The sequence below is a fragment of the Stenotrophomonas sp. PS02301 genome (assembly GCF_029959485.1).
Classification (GTDB): Bacteria; Pseudomonadota; Gammaproteobacteria; order Xanthomonadales; family Xanthomonadaceae; genus Stenotrophomonas; species Stenotrophomonas maltophilia_Z.
In genome coordinates this window covers 42,213-59,079 of record NZ_JASCOO010000002.1, presented here as the reverse complement: position 1 = coordinate 59,079, position 16,867 = coordinate 42,213, and the positions used below count along the sequence as shown (strand labels likewise).

Below are 16,867 nucleotides of genomic sequence, written 5' to 3'. Positions count from 1 at the left end.
GAGCGGATCGACAGTTCGTCGATTTTCCTTCCCATCCGAGGAGTTGAACGATGACGTCGAAACACACGCTGTCCCTGCTTGGCGGCCTCGCCGTCGCCGGCATGCTCGCCTTTGCTTCGGCCCAGGCCTTCGCCACCGCTGCCACGCCCGCCGCGTTGTCCGGCTGCAAGGCGGCACCGCACTGCGACTATGGCGCCAATCCGGACGGCACGTGCTGCCCGCTGACGGATCCACCGGCCCGGTAAACCGCATCGCGCACCACCCGTTGCATCCGCATGATCCACAACAGGAGAAACACCATGAAGTCCAAGAAAGTCGTCTCGGTCTTTGGCGGTATCGCTGTTGTCTGCGCCTTGGCATTTGCTTCGAGCCAGGCGGTGGCAACCTCCAGCCAGCCCAAACAGCTGGAAGGTTGCCCCTACAAGCCCGGCTGCACCTATGGCGGGCACAGCGAGATCCGTTGCTGCCAGCCGGTGTAACACCCCAGCTGCAGCCACACGCTCCGCCCGCATCATCCTTGCAAGGAGAGAGTGACCATGATGTCCAGGAAACTGTTGTCGGCCTTCGGTGGCATGACGCTGATCTGCGCACTGGCTTTTGCCTCCGGCCAGGCGCTGGCGACCTCCAGCCAGCCCACGCCACTGGCGGGCTGCGAAGATCAGCCCGGCTGCACCTACGGCGGCCACGGCCTGTATCTGTGCTGCGAGCCGCTGTAAGCACCACGACCATCCCGGCGCCATGCCGGGATGGTTCTACCGGCGTCAGCGTGGTCGACGCTGAAGTGCAGTCTCAAACAGCACGGTACCTTCGCGATTCTGCGCCACCAGTGTGCCGCCATGCGCACGCGCGAACTCGCTGGCGATGAACAGGCCCAGCCCCAGCCCGCGGCTATCGTGGAAACTGGCCTTGAACGGTTCGAACAACCGCGGCAGCAACGCCTCGGGAATCTGCCCGGCATTGCGCACCTGCAACCGCAGCGGCGCGCTGCGCTCGCCCTCCAGGCGCACCACCACCGGTGCATCACCACCATGCAGCACCGCGTTGCCGATCAGGTTGGACAACAGCTGCGCCAGGCGATCTGGATCGCCCTGCAGGTGGGCATCACCCTGGACCTGCAGCTCGATGGTCGCCTGCGGATGCGCACGCCCGATCTCGGCCACGACCGATGCGGCCACGTCCGCCAGATCGCATTCGGTGCTGTGCAGGCGCAGGCCACCGGTGCGGATCTTCGAGAAATCCAGCAGCTGATCCACCATCCGCGCCATCCGCTGCGCACTGTTCTCAAGGTGGCCAAGCGTGCGCTGCACCGCGCCATCGTCGGGCAGGTCCAGCGACAACTTATCGGCGCACAGCAGGATCGATGCCAGCGGCGTGCGCAGATCGTGCGTCAACACGGCCATCATCGTCTCGTTGAGCTTGAGCGCATGCTCCAGCGCCTCGTTGCGCGTCTTCAGCAGCTGCTTCTGCTGGTAGAGCTCGATGAACACATTGACCTTGCTCATGATCACCTGCGGCTCAATCGGCTTGTGCAGGAAATCCACGGCGCCGGATTCGTAGCCCTTGAAGGCACGCACGGGGTCGTTCGGTGAGGCGGTCAGGAAGATGATGGGTACATCGCGACTGCGCTGCGAGCCACGCATCAGCTCGGCCAACGAGAACCCGTCGATCTCCGGCATGTGCACATCCAGCAGCGCGAGCGCGACCTCATGCTCCAGCAGCAGCTCGAGCGCCTCGGCGCCGGACAGCGCGCACAGGATCTCCAGGCCGGGGCGGCGCAGCAGCGCCTCCATCGCGACCAGGTTCTGCGGGATGTCATCGACAATCAGCAGCTTCACGCAATCGGTGGTGGCAGTCGACCCCGCGGGTTCGATCAGGTTCATCGGGTAAGACCTTTCATACGCGTGCAGATGGAGGTAAGCGGGAGCACGGCATCGGCACCGGCGTGCGCCAGGGCGGATGCGGGCATCATCGAGGAATATGCCTCCTCAGGGCATTGGATCCAGGCTTCGCCGCCGGCCTGGCGGACAGCGGCGACGCCATCACTGCCATCCGCGCTGGCGCCGGTCAGCAGGATCGCCAGCACGCCATCGCCGAACACATCGGCGGCGCTTTCAAACAGCGGATCGATGGCCGGACGCGAGAACAGCACCGGCGGGTCCACCGACAGCGCCAGCGTGGCACGGTCCTCGACCAGCAGATGGTAGTCCGGCGGCGCGAAGGTGACCGTACCCGGCTGCAGGGGCTGCTTGTCCTCGGCCTCGCGCACCGGCAGCGGGCAGCCGGCGTCGAGCAGGCCGGCAATGCGGCTCGGCCGATCACGTGGCAGATGCAGCACCACCAGCACGGGCAGCGCCAGTGTGGTCGGCAGCGATGACAGCAGCGCCTGCAGCGCGCTGACCCCACCGGCCGACGCGCCGATGACCACCAGATCGAACCGGCTGCGTTGTGACGCGCCGCTCATCAGGCCAGCTTCCGATACAGGCGCTGGTCGCGCGCGCAGGCCTCGAACAGGTCGGCATGCGCGCCGAACTGCAGCGATTCCTTGCTGCCCAGCCCGAGGAAGCCGCGATGGACCAGCGCCTCATGGAACAGGCCGATGGCACGGTCCTGCAGGGGCCGCTGGAAATAGATCAGCACGTTGCGGCAGGACACCAGGTGGACTTCGGAGAACACGGTATCGGTGGCCAGACTATGGTCGGCGAACACGATGTTGCGCTTCAGGCGGCGATCGAACACCACGCTGCCGTAGCCGCTGCTGTAGTAATCCGAGAGCGAGCCGGTGCCGCCGGCGGCCAGATAGTTGCGGCTGAACTGCGCCAGCCGGTCCAGCGCGAACGCCCCGGATTCGGCCGCCTGCAGTGCTTCGGGGTTGATGTCGGTGGCGTAGATGATCGCGCGGTCCAGCAGGCCTTCCTCATGCAGCAGGATCGCCAGCGACCACACCTCCTCGCCGGTACTGCACCCGGCGATCCACAGCTTGATCGACGGATAGGTGCGCAGCACCGGCACGGCGTGCTCACGCAGCACCCGGAAATACGGCGGGTCGCGGAACATCTCCGAGACCTGCACGGTGAAGTACTGCATCGCCTGGGCGAAGGTCTCCGGCTCGTGCAGCAGCCGGTGCTGCAGCGCCCCCATGGTCGGGCAGTCGAAGCGCGCCATGGCATGGCGCATGCGCCGCCGCAGCGATGCCAGCGCATAGTCACGGAAGTCGTAGTGGTAGCGCTGGTAGACCGCCTCCAGCAACAGCTTCAACTCCAGGTCGAACAGCTCCGTTTCATTCATCGGCGCGAGCACCACACCCGGCACAGCGAGACCAGCTTGTCCACATCGATCGGCTTGGCGATGTAGTCATTGGCACCGGCCTGCAGGCAGTGCTCGCGGTCGTCCGGCATCGCCTTGGCGGTCAGCGCGATGATCGGCAGGTCGCGCCAGCGGTTGTCGGCACGGATCTCGCGCATGGCGGTCAGCCCGTCCATCTCCGGCATCATGATGTCCATCAGCACCAGGTCGATTTCCGGGCGCAGCTTCTCCAGCGCCTCGCGGCCGTTGCGGGCGATATCCAGGGTCACGCCCAGCGGCTCGAGCACGCTGGACAGCGCGAAGATGTTGCGCACGTCGTCCTCGGCCAGCAGCACGGTGCGGCCATCCAGCACCGCATCGCGGCGGCGGGCCTCGCGCAGCAGGCGCTGCTGGTCGGTCGGCAGCGAGGCCTCGACACTGTGCAGGAACAGGGTCACCTCATCGAGCAGGCGCTCGGGCGAGCGCGCGCCCTTGATGATGATGCTCTTGGAATAGCGGCGCAGGCGCTGCTCTTCATCGCGGGTCAGCGCGCGGCCGGTATAGACGATCACCGGCGGGAACGCGACGGCGTCATTGCCGGCCATGCGTTCGAGCAGGTCATAACCGGTGCCGTCAGGCAGCGCCAGGTCGGTGACCATGCAATCGAAGGTGGAGCCGGCCAGTTCGGCCATCGCCTCGGTGATGGTGCCGACCGCCGTGATTTCCAGCTGGTCACGGCCGAGCAGCAGTTGCAGGTTGGAGCGCAGCTCGCTGTCGTCCTCGACGATCAGCAGGCGGCGCATGTCGCGCTGGCTGGTGGCCTCCAGCTGCTGGATCGCGCCGAGCAGGCGCTCGCGCGTGGCCGGCTTGATCACATAGCCGATCGCACCCAGCTCCATCGCCACCTGCGAACGTTCCAGCCCGGACACCACGTGCACCGGGATGTGGCGCGTGGCCGGGTCGCGCTTGAGGCGCTCCAGCACGCTCAGCCCGGAGACATCGGGCAGGCCGATATCGAGCAGGATGCCGTTGGGGCGCAACTCGGCAGCCAGACTCAGCGCTTCCTCGGCGGTGCCGGCGACCACGCAATCAAAGTCCAGTTCATGCGCCATCGAGACCAGCGCGCTGGCGAACGCCGTATCGTCCTCGACCACCAGGATCATGCGGCCCGCGCGGCTGCGGCGGCCCCGGTCATCCATCACCTTGGCCGCGGGTGCGGGTGCGGGGGTGGATTCGGCGTGGGCACGGCCCAGCGAAGCAGCGGCAGGCACGGCCGGTGCTGCCACGGCGGCGGGACGTACGTCGTGCACGACGTTGTGGGCGCTGCCGGTACCGCCACCGGCCAGCAGCGGCAGCTCCAGCGTGAAGCAACTGCCCCGGCCCGGCTCGCTGGAGACAGCGATGCTGCCGCCCATCCGGGCAGCCAGATCGCGCGAGATCGACAGTCCCAGCCCGGTGCCCCCATAACGGCGGCGGGTGCTGCCATCAGCCTGGCGGAAGGCTTCGAAGATGACCGCGGTCTGTTCGTCGGGAATGCCGATGCCGGTATCGGACACGGCGAACTGGATCCGCCCTGCCCCGGCACTGCGCACCTTCAACGACACGCTGCCGTGTTCGGTGAACTTGACCGCATTGGCCAGCAGATTCTTCAGGATCTGCTGCAGGCGCTGGCTGTCGGCCAGCAATTGGGCCGGCGCGTCCGGCGCGGCGCTGATCTCCAGGCTCAGGCCCTTCTGCACGGCCATCGGCTCGAAGGTTTCCTTCAGGCGCTGCAATACGCTGGACACCGCGAGGTTTTCTTCGACCAGCTCGACATGGCCAGCCTCGATCCGCGACAGGTCCAGAATGTCGTTGATCAGCGCCAGCAGGTCGTTGTTGGAGGAATGGATCGCCTGGGCGTACTTGACCTGCTCGGCGGTCAGCGTGCCGTCCTTGTTGTCGGCCAGCAGCTTGGCCAGGATCAGCGAGCTGTTGAGCGGGGTGCGCAGCTCGTGGGACATGTTGGCCAGGAATTCGGATTTGTAGCGCGAACTGGCCTCCAGTTCGGCGCTGTTCTGCACCAGCTGCGCCTGGGCCAGCAGCAGGGCCTGCTGGCGCGACTCCAGCTCATGGGTGCGCTCTTCGAGCTGCACATTGGTCTGTTCCAGCTCGGCCTGCTGCTGCTCCAGGTTGGCCTGGGAATGCAGCAGGCTGCGGCTCTGCTCTTCCAGCTCCTCATTGGCCACGCGCAGCTCTTCCTGCTGGGTCTGCAGCTCTTCGCTCTGGCGCTGGGTTTCCTCCAGCAGTTCCACCAGCTGCGCATTGAGCAGCGCCGCGCGCAGCGCGATGCCGATCGGCTCGGCGCACTGCAGCAGCAGCGCCATCTCCAGGCCACGCGCAGGCGAGACACCTGCCCGGCCCAGCTCGATCACGCCGATCACCACGCCATCGGCGGTGATCGGCCCCAGCAGGCGCTGGTGCACGGTAGTGCGGCCCAGGAGGGTATCGATATCCAGCGGGCTGTCACTGTCCTCCAGCCGGCGCGCGCGGCCTTCGCGGATGATCTCGCCCCATTGCCCGGTATGCGCCGGCAGCGTCTCCGGCAGCTGCGAAGGCAGCGCGGCACCACCGACCAGCACCAGCCGCTCGCCCTGCAGGCGATACATGGCGCCGACATCGGCATTGAGCTGCGCGCACAGCGCGCGCATGGCCGCATCGGCCAGTTCACGCGGGGTAGGATCGCCCTGCAGGCTGGTGCCCACCACGTTTTCGCCGGCCTGCAGCCACAGCGCATCGGCCGCTTCACGGCGCGCACTGATGGCCTTCATCACGGTCAGCGCCATCATCAGGAAAGCAACGCCGCCGATGCTGCGGTTGACGAAGGAGAACGCCGAGTTGCTGCTGGACGGGGCCACGTTGTAGCCCACCGCAAGCAGGATGCAGGACCCGATCGCCACCAGCAGAGGCACTTCCATCCGGCGCTGGAACAGCGTGATGCCGACCGCCATGAAGTAGGTCAACCAGACCGCGTAGCCCAGCGGCACCACCATCTCCGTGCCCAGCGTGGCGGCCATCAAGGCGGCCGACGCCAGCCAGATCCAACGGTCACGGGCGGTAGGCGCAGAATTCATACCGTGTTCCAGCTCAAAAGGGGCCTGATGGTACCCGAAGCGGTAAACGGGTGTTAAGCGCCAGAAGTCAGCGTGTTTGACGCACGTTCTTGACACTTTCTTCACATGGACGCCCCTACGGTTCGGTCCCTTATCGGGGGAGTCGATAACCGTCGTGGTCCAGGCCGTATCCAGCGTTGCACCGCTCGCCGACGAAAGCCGGCAGCTGAAGCTGTTGATCGACAACGTGAGCGATCACGCGATCTATCTGCTCGATACGCAGGGCAGTATCTGCAGCTGGAACCGTGGCTGCGAACGGGTCAAGGGCTATGCCGCCGAGGCCGTCATCGGCAGGCACGTCAGCCTGTTCTATACCCCCGAAGACCAGCAGCTGGGCGTCCCTGAGCAGGCGCTGGCGTACGCGCGGGACCATGGCCGCTTCGTCGGTGAAGGCTGGCGGGTGCGCTGCAACGGCGAGCGGTTCCGCGCCGGCGAGGTGATCGAACCTGTCCGCGAAGACGGCTGCCTGCTCGGTTTCGTCAAGGTCACCCAGGATGTCACCGAACGCTACCAGGCCCAGCGCCTGCTGCAGGATGCGCAGCGCGCGCACGTGCAGCAGCGCCAACTGGACAATGTGGGCCGGCTGACCCGCGGCCTGGCCCATGAATTCAACAACCTGCTGACCACCATCGGCAACGCCCTGGATCTGATCGCCCTGCGCCCCGGCGCCGACGGGCGTACCCAGGAGCTGGTGGACCTGGCCCATGCCGCCGCCGACCGCGGCTCGCTGCTGACCCGCCAACTCTTGGCCTTCTCCGCTGATCAGACGCTGGTGCGCGAGCCGATCGTGGTGCAGGACTTCCTGCTCGATGCCCTGCCCGTACTGCGCCGCGCCTGCCCGACGGGCATCGAGGTGCAGCTGGATCTGACCTCGGATCTGCCCCCGATCGTCACCGATGGCGTACAGTTGCACAGCGCCGTGTTGAATCTGGTGCTCAATAGCGGCGAAGCGATGCCCCAGGGCGGCACGGTCACGATCACGGCCGAGGTCGAACAGCGGCTGGCGCCGGATCTGTCCCAGCCCATGCGCCGCCACTATGTCGCCATCGCGGTGACCGATCAGGGCAATGGCATGCCCCCGGACATCGCCGAGCGCGCCAGCGAGCCGTTCTTCACCACCAAGGAAATCGGCAAAGGCAGCGGACTGGGGCTGAGCCAGGTGTTCGGCTTCGTTTCCCAGTGCGACGGCTTCGTCGACGTACAAACCGCCCCCGGACGCGGGACCACCGTCCGTCTGTTGTTACCTGTCATTGAGGAAGTCGAGCATGTCTGAGCCCCTACGCGTATTGATGGTCGAAGACCAGCAGGACCTGCGTGAACTGATCGGCCAGGCGCTGCAGGACTTCGGTATCGAAATCCACACCGCCGACGACGGCCCGGCCGCGCTGCGGCTGATGCAGGACCCGGGCGGGTTCGATGTGGTGTTCAGCGATATCAGCATGCCCAACGGCATGAGTGGTGTTGAGTTGAGCGAGCATGTGGCCGATGTACTGCCCAATGCGCGCATCATCCTGGCCTCCGGTTACGCCCGCTCGCAGCTGCCGCCGCTGCCCGAGCATGTCGAATTCCTGCCCAAACCGTATCGTCTTCGCCAGCTGGTGACGTTGCTGCAGTCACCGGTCGCGCCCTGCTGAGCGAGCGCAATGCCGCCAGCGTGAACGCTTCATCCGCGCCGCTCATGCTTCACATCGGTTCTGCATTCCACTGGGGATAGTCGTGGTGTAGTCGGAACAGGGCGCGGTAGATGCTGGACAGAAGTGATGATGTAGATCGGATGGCGCTGATCGAAGCGCTCAACGTGATGGACCCTGCGTTGGGTACTGCGCTGGACCCGATCACCGAACTGGCGGCGTTTACCTTCGGCGTTCCGATCGCGCTGGTGTCCATCTTCGATGCCGAGCACCAGCACATCATCTCGCGCGTCGGCCTGACGCTCACCCGCAACGAACGGCACGCATCGATCTGCGCCTGGGCGTTGGGCGCCAGCGACGTGCTGCAGGTGACGGACCTGCGCCTGGATTCGCGTTTTGCCGACAATGCCCTGGTGACCGGCCCGCAGCAGCTGCGCTTCTACGCCGGCGCCCCGCTGGTTACCAAGGCCGGCATCGCACTTGGCACACTGTGCATCATGGGCCGTGAGCCCCGTCAGTTGTCGGCCGAAGAACAGCTGCAGCTGCAGACGCTGTCACGGGTGGTGGTCGCGCAGATGGAGCTGAAGATGTCGCTGGGCCGGCGCGAGCAGATCAGCGGCCTGCCCAATCGGCAGCAGTTCCAGGCTGACCTCAATGCCCTGTCCCGCCGTGGCCAGGCGCATGCATTCACCGCCGTGCTGCTGGATGTATTCGATCTGCAAAGTGCCAACGAGGCCGGCCAGGCGCTGGGCATGAAGCCGGTGGAAACCTTGCTGCGCCAAGCGGCGCTGCGGGTGCAGGACGTGCTGCGCGATATCGCACAGGTCTATCACGTGGGGGTGACCCGCTTCGCCTTCCTGCTGCCGGACCACTCGCATCACCAGACCGAAGCACTGCTTGACCGCCTGCGCGTCCGCATGCGCCGGCCGCTGATGGCTGGCCGCATTCCGATGTCGCCGCAGTTCCATGCCGGTGTATGCGACTTCCTCCCCGTACCGGGCCAGACCGCGGATCTGGTCCGCAAATGCCTGGTCGCCATGCACCACGCCATCCAGACCGATGCCTGCCTGTGCTGGTACTCGCAGGAACGCGACGATGCCCTGCGCCGGCGTTACCGCTTGGCCTCCGACGCCGGGCGCGGGCTGGCCCAGCACCAGTTCAGCCTGGTGTACCAGCCACGCTTCGATCTGCTCGACGGGCTGCCGGTATCGGCCGAGGCGCTGCTGCGCTGGACCCACCCGATGCTCGGCCCGATCAGCCCCGGCGAATTCATCCCGGTGCTCGAGCGCACCGCGCTGATGCCCGCGATCAGCCGCTGGGTCATCGATCACGCCCTGGCCCAGGCCGCGCAATGGCAGGAGCGCGTGCCCGGCTTCAGCCTCTCCATCAATCTTTCCCCGCGCGACTTCGATGATCAGTGTGTATGGAGCGTGCTGTCCGAGCGACTGCACGCCTACGGGCTCGCCCCCGGCCTGATCGAGATCGAGATCACCGAAGGCCAATGGCTCAATCACCACCCCGCGGCGTTGCCGCAACTGCGCGACATGGCGGCGGCCGGCGTGCCCATCGCGATTGACGACTTCGGCAGCGGCTACAGCAATTTCGGCTACCTCAGCGAGGTGCCGATCAGCCACATCAAGATCGACCAGACGCTGGTCACCGGGCTGGCGCACTCACGCACCGCGCGGCTGAAAGTGGAGGCCATCATCAAGCTCGCGCGGCAGCTCGGGTATCGCACGGTGGCCGAAGGCGTGGAGAACGAAGCCGAACTCTCGCTGCTGCGGCTGTGGGGCTGCGACGAAGCACAGGGCTATCACCTCGCGCGCCCCATGCACCCTGACGCGGTGCTGCAGCTGGTCAGTGGCTGCCGCGCGGGTCCCTTGCCGGATGCCGGCTGAGACCCCGCGACGCGATCGGCAGCCCGGGCGATAATGGCCAGCCCGCCTGCCTCGCTGCCAGACCATGACCGATCTCACCCCGCTGCCCACCCTGCCGCTCGGCCATTACCGCCATTTCAAAGGCGGCAACTACGAGGTCATCGGTATCGTCCGCCATAGCGAAACGCTGGCGCCGATGGTGCTCTACCGGCCGCTGGATTCGCAGGTCGGCCTGTGGGTGCGCCCGTACGAGATGTTCGTGGCACAGGTGGAGGTGGAGGGGCAGTGGCGGGCGCGTTTTTCGCCGGTTGAAGCAAGCGACTGAAAGGCGACCGGTTCGCCCATTCCGTGCGATCAGCTCAACGCGGCCCCACGCCCATCCACCAGTTCACGCAACCGCGCCGTCACCGCGCGGAACTGCGCCGGCAGCGTCGCGGCATCCAGTGCATCGACCTGGCGCGACAGCAGCGCCAGCGCCTCGGCCATGCTGACCACCGCCTGCCCTGCCTCACCCTGCGCCTCCTGGACATCCAGGTGCGCGCCGATCACACCGGCCAGCACCTCGAAGGCTTTCACCGTAGCGCCATCGAGCCTGGAGGGATTCGGATCCAGCGCGCACAGGGTGCCGTGAAAACCGCCGTCGCGGCGGAACATCGGCACCGAAATGTAGCTTTCGAACCCGTACAGCGCCGGCGTGGGATGGCTCGAGAAGACCGGGTGGGTGCTGGCCTGATCGAACTGCACCAGATGGCGATGTTCGCGGATCTCATCGCAGATGGTGGTTTCCAGCACGAGGTCATCGCCGGGTCGCAAGCCAAAATCAAGACGATCCTGCACGGCGCAGGCGGTCCAGCGGTCTGCAGTGACGCGCGCCACCGCGACGAAGCGCATGCCGGTCATCGCACTGGCCAGTTCCAGCATGCCCGGCACCGCCGGCATGGCCATCAAAGCGGCCACGTCATCCAGGCGCGGATCCGTGGAATGGGCAAGCGATGCCGCCGGCGCCATGCCGGGACCATCATCGTCCAACGGGTTGTCCAGCGCGGCAAGCCGACGGTTGAGCACCTTCGCGTTGACCTCGTTGAACAGGCCGCGCACGGCGGCCGACAACGCCCTGGCATCGGCAATGGCACCGACGAAATGGATACCCTCCCCGACCAGGCGGATCTGCTCCACGCCGTGATCCACCCGCAGCAATGGCCACGCCAGACGGTGCAGCATGCGCATCCAGTCATTGCGTGGGGTGTCATCCAGCAGCGCGGTCACAATCACGCGCTGCGGCGCCCTGCCCGCTTGCGGACCGGGCAGATCAAAACCGATGAGGGCGGGAAAGCCCGGACGGGTGGACATCGCAACAACCTCTCTGGCGGCACCGCGCAGCCATCGAAGGGGTGGCTTTGGAGCGAAATTGTCGCATGAATGGGCGAGACCGGCCGTGATCGGCTGCCGATCCGGCCCGGAGGCGGACCGCTGACGCTATCATCCAACGGACGCCCCCTCCAACGACAAGGACGTTTCGATAGGGGCCTGCTTGGGCTGTTGTGGATCTTCGTTCCGTTCGCCATCTTCGGGATCAAGGGCCTGCTGCGGCAGCTCGTGGCGGAGCAGCGACGGACCAATGAGATTCTCAGCCGCGTCCACGGCGACCGTATTCCGCCACCCGCGCCCGAACCGCAACCGTTCAGGGTCGCGCCGTATCCGTGAATGGGAGCGATAAGCAGCGTCCGCCTGGGTTACACGGCGGCGTCGGCGGTGTGACCAGCGGGGGTGCGAATCCAGCGTTCCATGCGCCCCACTGATTAATGTTGCGCCGCAGCAGTACAATGCCGCGCTTCCCCGATCGACGCCGCCGCCTGCATGAGCTCCTCCTCCGTCCCTCTGGCCGCCCGGCTCTCGCCGCGCGAGCGCACTCTGATCCTGCTGGCCTTGTCGCTGGGCGGCTTCGCCATCGGCACCAGCGAGTTCGCCAGCATGGGGCTGATGCTGGAAATCAGCCGCGGACTGTCCATCAGCGAGACCCAGGTCGGCCACCTGATCAGTGCCTACGCCGTCGGCGTGGTGGTCGGCGCACCGGTGCTGGCCTTCGCCGGTGCCGGCTTCGCCCGCCGCAACCTGCTGCTGGCACTGATGGGGTTCTATGCCATCGGCAACCTGGCCAGCGCGCTGGCGCCGAACTACGGCACGATGCTGCTGGCCCGCTTCGTCGCCGGTCTGCCGCATGGCGCGTATTTCGGCGTAGCAATGCTGGTGGCTGCGGCGATCAGTCCCCCGGCCCAACGCGGCGCGGCGGTATCGAAGGTGCTGCTCGGCCTGTCCGTTGCCATCCTGGTCGGCAACCCATTGACCACGTGGCTCGGCCAGCAGCTCAGCTGGCGCACTGCGTTCGCGGTGGTCAGCGTGCTGGCGATTGCCACCGTGGTGATGATCGCGCGCTTCCTGCTGCCCGATCCGGATGAAGTCCGCACCTCGCCGATGCGCGAACTGCGCGCCTTCAACCGCACCCAGGTGTGGCTGGCGCTGGCGATCGGCTCGGTCGGTTTTGCCGGCATGTTCTGCGTGTTCACTTACCTCGCCCCGACCCTGGTGCAGGTCACCGGCCTGGCCGAATCGTGGATGCCGCTGGCCGTGGGCATCTTCGGTATCGGCGCGATCATCGGCAACGTAGCCGGTGGCTGGCTGGTGGACCGCTTCCAGTTCCGCGCTGCGGCGGTGGTGCTGGTGTGGTCGATCCTGGTGCTGCTCGCCTTCCCGCTGGCCGCGCAGTCGGTGTGGAGCGTGTTCCCGATGATCATCGCCGTCGGCACCATGGGCGCCCTGGCGGCCGTACTGCAGACCCGCCTGATGGATGTGGCCGGCGAAGCGCAGACGCTGGCGGCCGCCTCCAACCACGCGGCGTTCAACACCGCCAACGCACTGGGCCCGTGGTTCGGCGGCATGGCGATCGGCGCCGGCTTCAGCCCGGCGGTGACCGGTTACGTCGGCGCCGCCACCGCGCTGGGCGGCCTGCTGCTATGGGGCGTGGCGATGCTGGTGGACCGCCGCTCGCGCAGCGTGCCGGTGCTGCAGCAGTAAGCGCACCGCCAGCCCCGTCGGCCAATTCGAATCCCTGCCCAGGCAGGGATTTTTTTTATTTCCCCTATCATGGGCATCCGATCAAACCGCGCCACCCGTGCTGTTCCGGCCACGGCCGCAACGATGGCCGCACCTGGATACACCGATGACGTACGAATGGGCCCCGAGCGACTGGGGTCAACGCCTCACGCGATCACCGCACTGGCACCTGCGCCTGGAAGACGACCAGCTGGTCCTGACCGTTGACGGTCGCCCCTGCCCCGCGCCGCTGGAGGCACTGCAGGTGCACCCGCGTCTGCCCTGGGCACGGCTTACCCTGCAACGCGACGGGCATGCCCCGCTGACGCTTGGCGGCTTGAACACGGCTGCGGCTCGACAGTTGGCCTGCACCTTGGCCGAGCTGCGCGGTGAACAGCGCCAGCGCGACCATGTCGCTCTGTTCCAGCAGGCCCACGCCGCGATCCAGCGCTGGCTTGGCCAGGTGCAGACCGCCACCGAACGGGCCGACGAGGAAGCGCTGTGGCTGACCCACGAGCAACAGCAGGCGCTGCTGCAGGCGCGCCCCACCCTGCCACTCGAGGAAGAGGCGCTGTGGGCGGTGTTCGACAATGCCGCACTGCGCAGCCAACTCGACGGTGATCCCGCTGCGATCGAAGCAACCTTGATGCGGTGGCTGGCCGACTGGCCAGCGACGTGGGCGCGCCGCAATGAGGCGCATCAGGTGCGCGAGCGGATGGCCAGCCGTGCGCTGCTGGATCACGTGGAAAGCCGCCCGCTCACCGATGAGCAGGCCCGCGCGGTGATCTGCTTCGACAACCGCGTCCAGGTGGTGGCCGCAGCGGGTTCGGGCAAGACCTCGACGATGGTGGCCAAGGCGGCGTACGCGATCGAACGCGGGCTGGTCGCGCCCGAGCGCATCGTCATGCTCGCCTTCAACAAGGAGGCCGCCACGGAACTGCAGGCACGCGCCGATCGCGCGTTCCATCGCCTCGGCCTGGGCGAGGTCCGGGTGGAGGCGCGTACGTTCCACGCGCTGGGCCGGCACATCATCGCCCAGGCCACGGGGCGGATGCCGCAGGTGCCGGAGTGGGCCGTGGATGCCACGCAGGGCTTCCACCGGCTGGCCGAGATCATCGACCAGCTCAAGGATCGCTCCCTCCATTTCCGTACCCAGTGGGACCTGTTCCGGCCGGTGTTCGGCCGTGATCTGCCCGTTGCCGGCGGGCCGCTGGAGGCAGAGGAATGGGACAAGGATGGGCAGGTCTACGTGCGTACGCTTCAGGGCGAGCGCGTGCGCAGCATCGAAGAATGCGTGATCGCGGACTGGCTGTTCTACAACGGCGTGGATTACGCCTATGCCCGGCGGCACGCCTTCGATGCCGGCACGGACGAATACCGCCAGTACCGGCCGGATTTCTGCTACCCCGGCATTGCGCTGAACCACGACCACCTCGCCCCGGAGGGACACGGCCAATCGCCGGCGCCTCCAGCTGGCCATCAGCGCTCCCACGGCACCGACCGGATCGAGACCACCTCGCACGAACTGCGCACGGGCGAACTGTTCCTGCGGCTGGGCGATGCGCTGTCGCAGCGCGGTCTCGAACTCGACCCGAATCCCGACCGCGAACTGCCCGAGGGCGGCGCGACACCAATGCCGGATACCGACCTGATCGGCCTGGTCCGGACCTTCATCAGCCACGCCAAGAGCAACGGCCTGCACGTGCAGGACATGGTCGAGCGGCTGCGTCGGCTGCCCGAGGATCACTTCAAGCACCGTTACCGCCTGTTCCTCGAGCTGGTCATTCCGATCCTGGACGGCTGGGACGATGCGCTGGTCGCCGAGGGCGGCATCGACTTCGAGGACATGCTCAACCAGGCTGCCGAGCACCTGGAACAGGGCCGCTATGTCGCCCCGTTCGATCTGGTGATGGCCGACGAATTCCAGGATGCCTCGCGCGCCCGGGCGCGTCTGTGCCGCGCGCTGGTGCAGGCGCCTGGCAAGCATCTGTTCGCGGTCGGCGACGACTGGCAGTCGATCAACCGGTTTGCCGGCGCGGACGTCTCGGTGATGACCGGCTTCCTGGACTGGTTCGGCCCGGGCCAGGTGCTCAAGCTTGAACAGACGTTCCGCTGCCCGCAGGCGCTGTGCGATGTTTCCAGTGCGTTCGTGTCACGCAATCCAGCGCAGATACCCAAGCAGGTCCACTCGCTCACCCCGGCGTATGGCGCGGTGCTGCAGGCCTTCCAGGTGGCCTCGCGCGACCGGCTGGCCGGCGCGGTCGAGCAGTATCTGGCCCAGTTGCACCAGCAGTTGCTGACAGGTCAGGTGCCACCAGGCCATGACGGCAAGGTCACGGTATTCGTCCTCGGCCGCTACAACGCAGACCGCGCGATGCTGCCGACCACATGGCGGGCACGCCATGGGCAGCACATGGAGGTGAGCTTCCTCACCGTACACCGGTCCAAGGGCATGGAGGCGGACTACGTGATCCTGCCCGGCATGCTGGATCGCCGCTTCCCCAATGCCCGCGCGGATGACCCCGTACTGGCGCTGGCGATGCCGGACGGCGATGCGTACCCGCTGGGTGAGGAACGCCGGTTGTTTTACGTCGCGCTGACGCGCGCGCGCCGTTCGGTGGCGATGTTCACCGTGCAGGGCAAACGCTCGGCGTTCCTGACCGAACTGGTCAACGACGGCGCGGTACGCGTGACATCCATGGCCGGTGAAACGATCCACGAACAGGCCTGCCCTGCCTGCAAGGTGGGCGTGATCGTGCCGCGCACCGGGCCGTATGGCGCGTTCCAGTCCTGCTCGGCGTATCCACGCTGCGAATACAAGCCGCCGAAGACAGGGGGCCATGCCGGCTTGCGTACGGTCGCGGGGGCCTGAGCGATGCGCTACCGCTGCATGCGCAGCGCCTCGACCACCAGCGCGAAGGCGGGAGAATGCTGGCGGCGGCTGGGGTAATACAGGTGGTAGCCCGGGAACGGCGGGCACCAGTCCTCCAGCACGCGCACCAGGCGCCCCTGCGCCAGGTGGGGGGCGAACTCGTCTTCCGGCAGGAAGGCGATGCCCAGGCCGTCCAGCGCGGCCAGCACCATGTGCGGCGAGGTGTTGAAGGTCAGCTGTCCATCCACACGCACGTTGACCGCACGCCCCCGGCGTTCGAATTCCCAGGCATACAGCCCGCCACGGGTCGGGAACCGCATGTTGATGCAGCGGTGCGCCGTCAGTTCGGCCGGCACCGTGGGCACGGGCCGGGAGGCGAAATAGGCTGGAGAGGCCGCCGCCGCCATCCGCAGCGGCGGGCCGATCGGTACGGCGATCATGTCTTTGTCGATGCTCTCGCCCAGGCGCACGCCGGCATCGAAACGGTCGGCAACGATATCCCGGAGCCCATAGCTGACATCGAACTCGATGCCGATGTCCGGGTAGTCCTGCAGCAGCGGCGTCAGCCTCGGCAGCAGAAGGGTCTTCAACGGAAAATCGCCACTGGTCAGCCGCACCAGGCCCGCGGGTTTGTCGCGCAGCTCGGTCAGGGCATCCAGCTCAGCCTCGATCTCATCGAACCGGTTGCCGATCGCCGCCAGCAATCGCTCCCCGGCGGCGGTGGCTGACACGCTGCGCGTGGTGCGGGTGAGCAGGCGTATCTCAAGCCGTTCTTCCAGGGCCTTGAGGGCTTGGCTCAGTGCCGAGGGAGTCACCCCGAGCACACTGGCCGCCCGCGTGAAACTGCCCTCCCGGGCGACCGTGACGAAGGCGAGCAGATCATTGAGGTTGCGGCGTGCCATGGGCGCAGTCTGCCACGGCGGATTGATTAGTAAAGCTGCATACCCCCTTCTTCATTCGTTATCT

Annotated in this window: 16 protein-coding genes; 10 read left to right on the top strand and 6 right to left on the bottom strand. The window is 66.8% G+C overall.

All coding sequences use genetic code 11. The features are described from left to right. Nucleotides 1-50: 50 nt before the first annotated feature. Genes QMX81_RS00965 through QMX81_RS00955 form a run of 3 tightly spaced genes read left to right on the top strand, consistent with a single transcriptional unit; the run spans nt 51 to nt 716 of the window. The gene (locus QMX81_RS00965) at nt 51-245 is read left to right on the top strand and encodes a hypothetical protein (RefSeq protein ID WP_121037365.1); all 195 of its coding nucleotides are present in this window, start codon (nt 51-53) and stop codon (nt 243-245) included. Nucleotides 246-299: 54 nt separating this feature from the next. Further along, nucleotides 300-479, top strand: a complete 180-nt coding sequence (locus QMX81_RS00960) for a hypothetical protein (RefSeq protein WP_121037368.1) — start codon at nt 300-302, stop codon at nt 477-479. A gap of 57 nt (nt 480-536) precedes the next feature. Then, nucleotides 537-716, top strand: a complete 180-nt coding sequence (locus QMX81_RS00955; RefSeq protein WP_121037371.1) for a hypothetical protein — start codon at nt 537-539, stop codon at nt 714-716. 45 nt (nt 717-761) lie between these two features. Here the strand turns inward: QMX81_RS00955 and QMX81_RS00950 are convergent, their stop codons facing one another. From QMX81_RS00950 to QMX81_RS00935, 4 genes are read right to left on the bottom strand one after another with little or no spacing between them, the layout of a single operon-like run. Beyond that, the gene (locus QMX81_RS00950) at nt 762-1,880 is read right to left on the bottom strand and encodes a hybrid sensor histidine kinase/response regulator (protein ID WP_121037374.1); all 1,119 of its coding nucleotides are present in this window, start codon (nt 1,878-1,880) and stop codon (nt 762-764) included. Beyond that, on the bottom strand, nt 1,877-2,461 hold the full coding sequence (locus QMX81_RS00945) for a chemotaxis protein CheB (RefSeq protein WP_282257514.1): 585 nt from the start codon (nt 2,459-2,461) through the stop codon (nt 1,877-1,879). Before QMX81_RS00945 ends, QMX81_RS00950 begins: the two co-directional genes overlap by 4 nt. After that, entirely contained in the window at nt 2,461-3,309 is an 849-nt protein-coding gene (locus QMX81_RS00940; protein WP_183073658.1) for a CheR family methyltransferase, read from the bottom strand. Before QMX81_RS00940 ends, QMX81_RS00945 begins: the two co-directional genes overlap by 1 nt. Then, a complete protein-coding gene (locus QMX81_RS00935) occupies nt 3,282-6,392 on the bottom strand; it encodes a response regulator (protein WP_121037380.1) in 3,111 nt (1,036 codons plus the stop codon). The genes QMX81_RS00940 and QMX81_RS00935 overlap by 28 nt, the downstream gene beginning before the upstream one ends. A 154-nt stretch (nt 6,393-6,546) precedes the next feature. Here QMX81_RS00935 and QMX81_RS00930 point away from each other — a divergent pair, with 154 nt between their 5' ends. The 4 genes from QMX81_RS00930 (at nt 6,547) to QMX81_RS00915 (ending at nt 10,264) form a co-directional block, all read left to right on the top strand. After that, nucleotides 6,547-7,704, top strand: coding sequence for an ATP-binding protein (locus QMX81_RS00930; protein ID WP_282257507.1), 1,158 nt, complete (start codon nt 6,547-6,549; stop codon nt 7,702-7,704). Further along, the gene (locus QMX81_RS00925) at nt 7,697-8,065 is read left to right on the top strand and encodes a response regulator (RefSeq protein WP_121037386.1); all 369 of its coding nucleotides are present in this window, start codon (nt 7,697-7,699) and stop codon (nt 8,063-8,065) included. Before QMX81_RS00930 ends, QMX81_RS00925 begins: the two co-directional genes overlap by 8 nt. A gap of 140 nt (nt 8,066-8,205) precedes the next feature. Beyond that, nucleotides 8,206-9,960 carry an EAL domain-containing protein gene (locus QMX81_RS00920; protein WP_226956575.1) on the top strand — a complete coding sequence of 585 codons (1,755 nt, stop codon included), beginning with the start codon at nt 8,206-8,208 and terminating at the stop codon, nt 9,958-9,960. A gap of 64 nt (nt 9,961-10,024) precedes the next feature. Next, nucleotides 10,025-10,264, top strand: coding sequence for a DUF1653 domain-containing protein (locus QMX81_RS00915; RefSeq protein ID WP_282257494.1), 240 nt, complete (start codon nt 10,025-10,027; stop codon nt 10,262-10,264). Between the two features lie 29 nt (nt 10,265-10,293). Here QMX81_RS00915 and QMX81_RS00910 read toward each other — a convergent pair whose 3' ends face one another. After that, nucleotides 10,294-11,289 (bottom strand): GAF domain-containing protein, encoded by a 996-nt coding sequence (locus QMX81_RS00910; protein ID WP_282257493.1) that lies wholly within the window; start codon nt 11,287-11,289, stop codon nt 10,294-10,296. A gap of 69 nt (nt 11,290-11,358) precedes the next feature. Here QMX81_RS00910 and QMX81_RS00905 point away from each other — a divergent pair, with 69 nt between their 5' ends. The 3 genes from QMX81_RS00905 (at nt 11,359) to QMX81_RS00895 (ending at nt 15,901) form a co-directional block, all read left to right on the top strand. Further along, on the top strand, nt 11,359-11,643 hold the full coding sequence (locus QMX81_RS00905) for a hypothetical protein (protein WP_282257492.1): 285 nt from the start codon (nt 11,359-11,361) through the stop codon (nt 11,641-11,643). A 153-nt stretch (nt 11,644-11,796) separates the two neighbouring features. After that, nucleotides 11,797-13,011 carry an MFS transporter gene (locus QMX81_RS00900; protein WP_121037395.1) on the top strand — a complete coding sequence of 405 codons (1,215 nt, stop codon included), beginning with the start codon at nt 11,797-11,799 and terminating at the stop codon, nt 13,009-13,011. A 145-nt stretch (nt 13,012-13,156) separates the two neighbouring features. Further along, nucleotides 13,157-15,901, top strand: a complete 2,745-nt coding sequence (locus tag QMX81_RS00895; protein WP_282257491.1) for a UvrD-helicase domain-containing protein — start codon at nt 13,157-13,159, stop codon at nt 15,899-15,901. A gap of 8 nt (nt 15,902-15,909) precedes the next feature. Here QMX81_RS00895 and QMX81_RS00890 read toward each other — a convergent pair whose 3' ends face one another. Further along, nucleotides 15,910-16,803: a LysR family transcriptional regulator gene (locus QMX81_RS00890; protein ID WP_152151215.1), complete on the bottom strand. Its 894-nt coding sequence runs from the start codon at nt 16,801-16,803 to the stop codon at nt 15,910-15,912. Nucleotides 16,804-16,867 lie beyond the last annotated feature (64 nt).

Bases quoted from the DNA above. Each gene is read 5' to 3' on its own strand.
- QMX81_RS00965 (WP_121037365.1), top strand. From the start codon at position 51: ATGACGTCGAAACACACGCTGTCCCTGCTTGGCGGCCTCGCCGTCGCC.
- QMX81_RS00960 (WP_121037368.1), top strand. From the start codon at position 300: ATGAAGTCCAAGAAAGTCGTCTCGGTCTTTGGCGGTATCGCTGTTGTC.
- QMX81_RS00955 (WP_121037371.1), top strand. From the start codon at position 537: ATGATGTCCAGGAAACTGTTGTCGGCCTTCGGTGGCATGACGCTGATC.
- QMX81_RS00950 (WP_121037374.1), bottom strand. From the start codon at position 1,880: ATGAACCTGATCGAACCCGCGGGGTCGACTGCCACCACCGATTGCGTG.
- QMX81_RS00945 (WP_282257514.1), bottom strand. From the start codon at position 2,461: ATGAGCGGCGCGTCACAACGCAGCCGGTTCGATCTGGTGGTCATCGGC.
- QMX81_RS00935 (WP_121037380.1), bottom strand. From the start codon at position 6,392: ATGAATTCTGCGCCTACCGCCCGTGACCGTTGGATCTGGCTGGCGTCG.
- QMX81_RS00925 (WP_121037386.1), top strand. From the start codon at position 7,697: ATGTCTGAGCCCCTACGCGTATTGATGGTCGAAGACCAGCAGGACCTG.
- QMX81_RS00920 (WP_226956575.1), top strand. From the start codon at position 8,206: ATGGCGCTGATCGAAGCGCTCAACGTGATGGACCCTGCGTTGGGTACT.
- QMX81_RS00915 (WP_282257494.1), top strand. From the start codon at position 10,025: ATGACCGATCTCACCCCGCTGCCCACCCTGCCGCTCGGCCATTACCGC.
- QMX81_RS00910 (WP_282257493.1), bottom strand. From the start codon at position 11,289: ATGTCCACCCGTCCGGGCTTTCCCGCCCTCATCGGTTTTGATCTGCCC.
- QMX81_RS00905 (WP_282257492.1), top strand. From the start codon at position 11,359: ATGGGCGAGACCGGCCGTGATCGGCTGCCGATCCGGCCCGGAGGCGGA.
- QMX81_RS00900 (WP_121037395.1), top strand. From the start codon at position 11,797: ATGAGCTCCTCCTCCGTCCCTCTGGCCGCCCGGCTCTCGCCGCGCGAG.
- QMX81_RS00895 (WP_282257491.1), top strand. From the start codon at position 13,157: ATGACGTACGAATGGGCCCCGAGCGACTGGGGTCAACGCCTCACGCGA.
- QMX81_RS00890 (WP_152151215.1), bottom strand. From the start codon at position 16,803: ATGGCACGCCGCAACCTCAATGATCTGCTCGCCTTCGTCACGGTCGCC.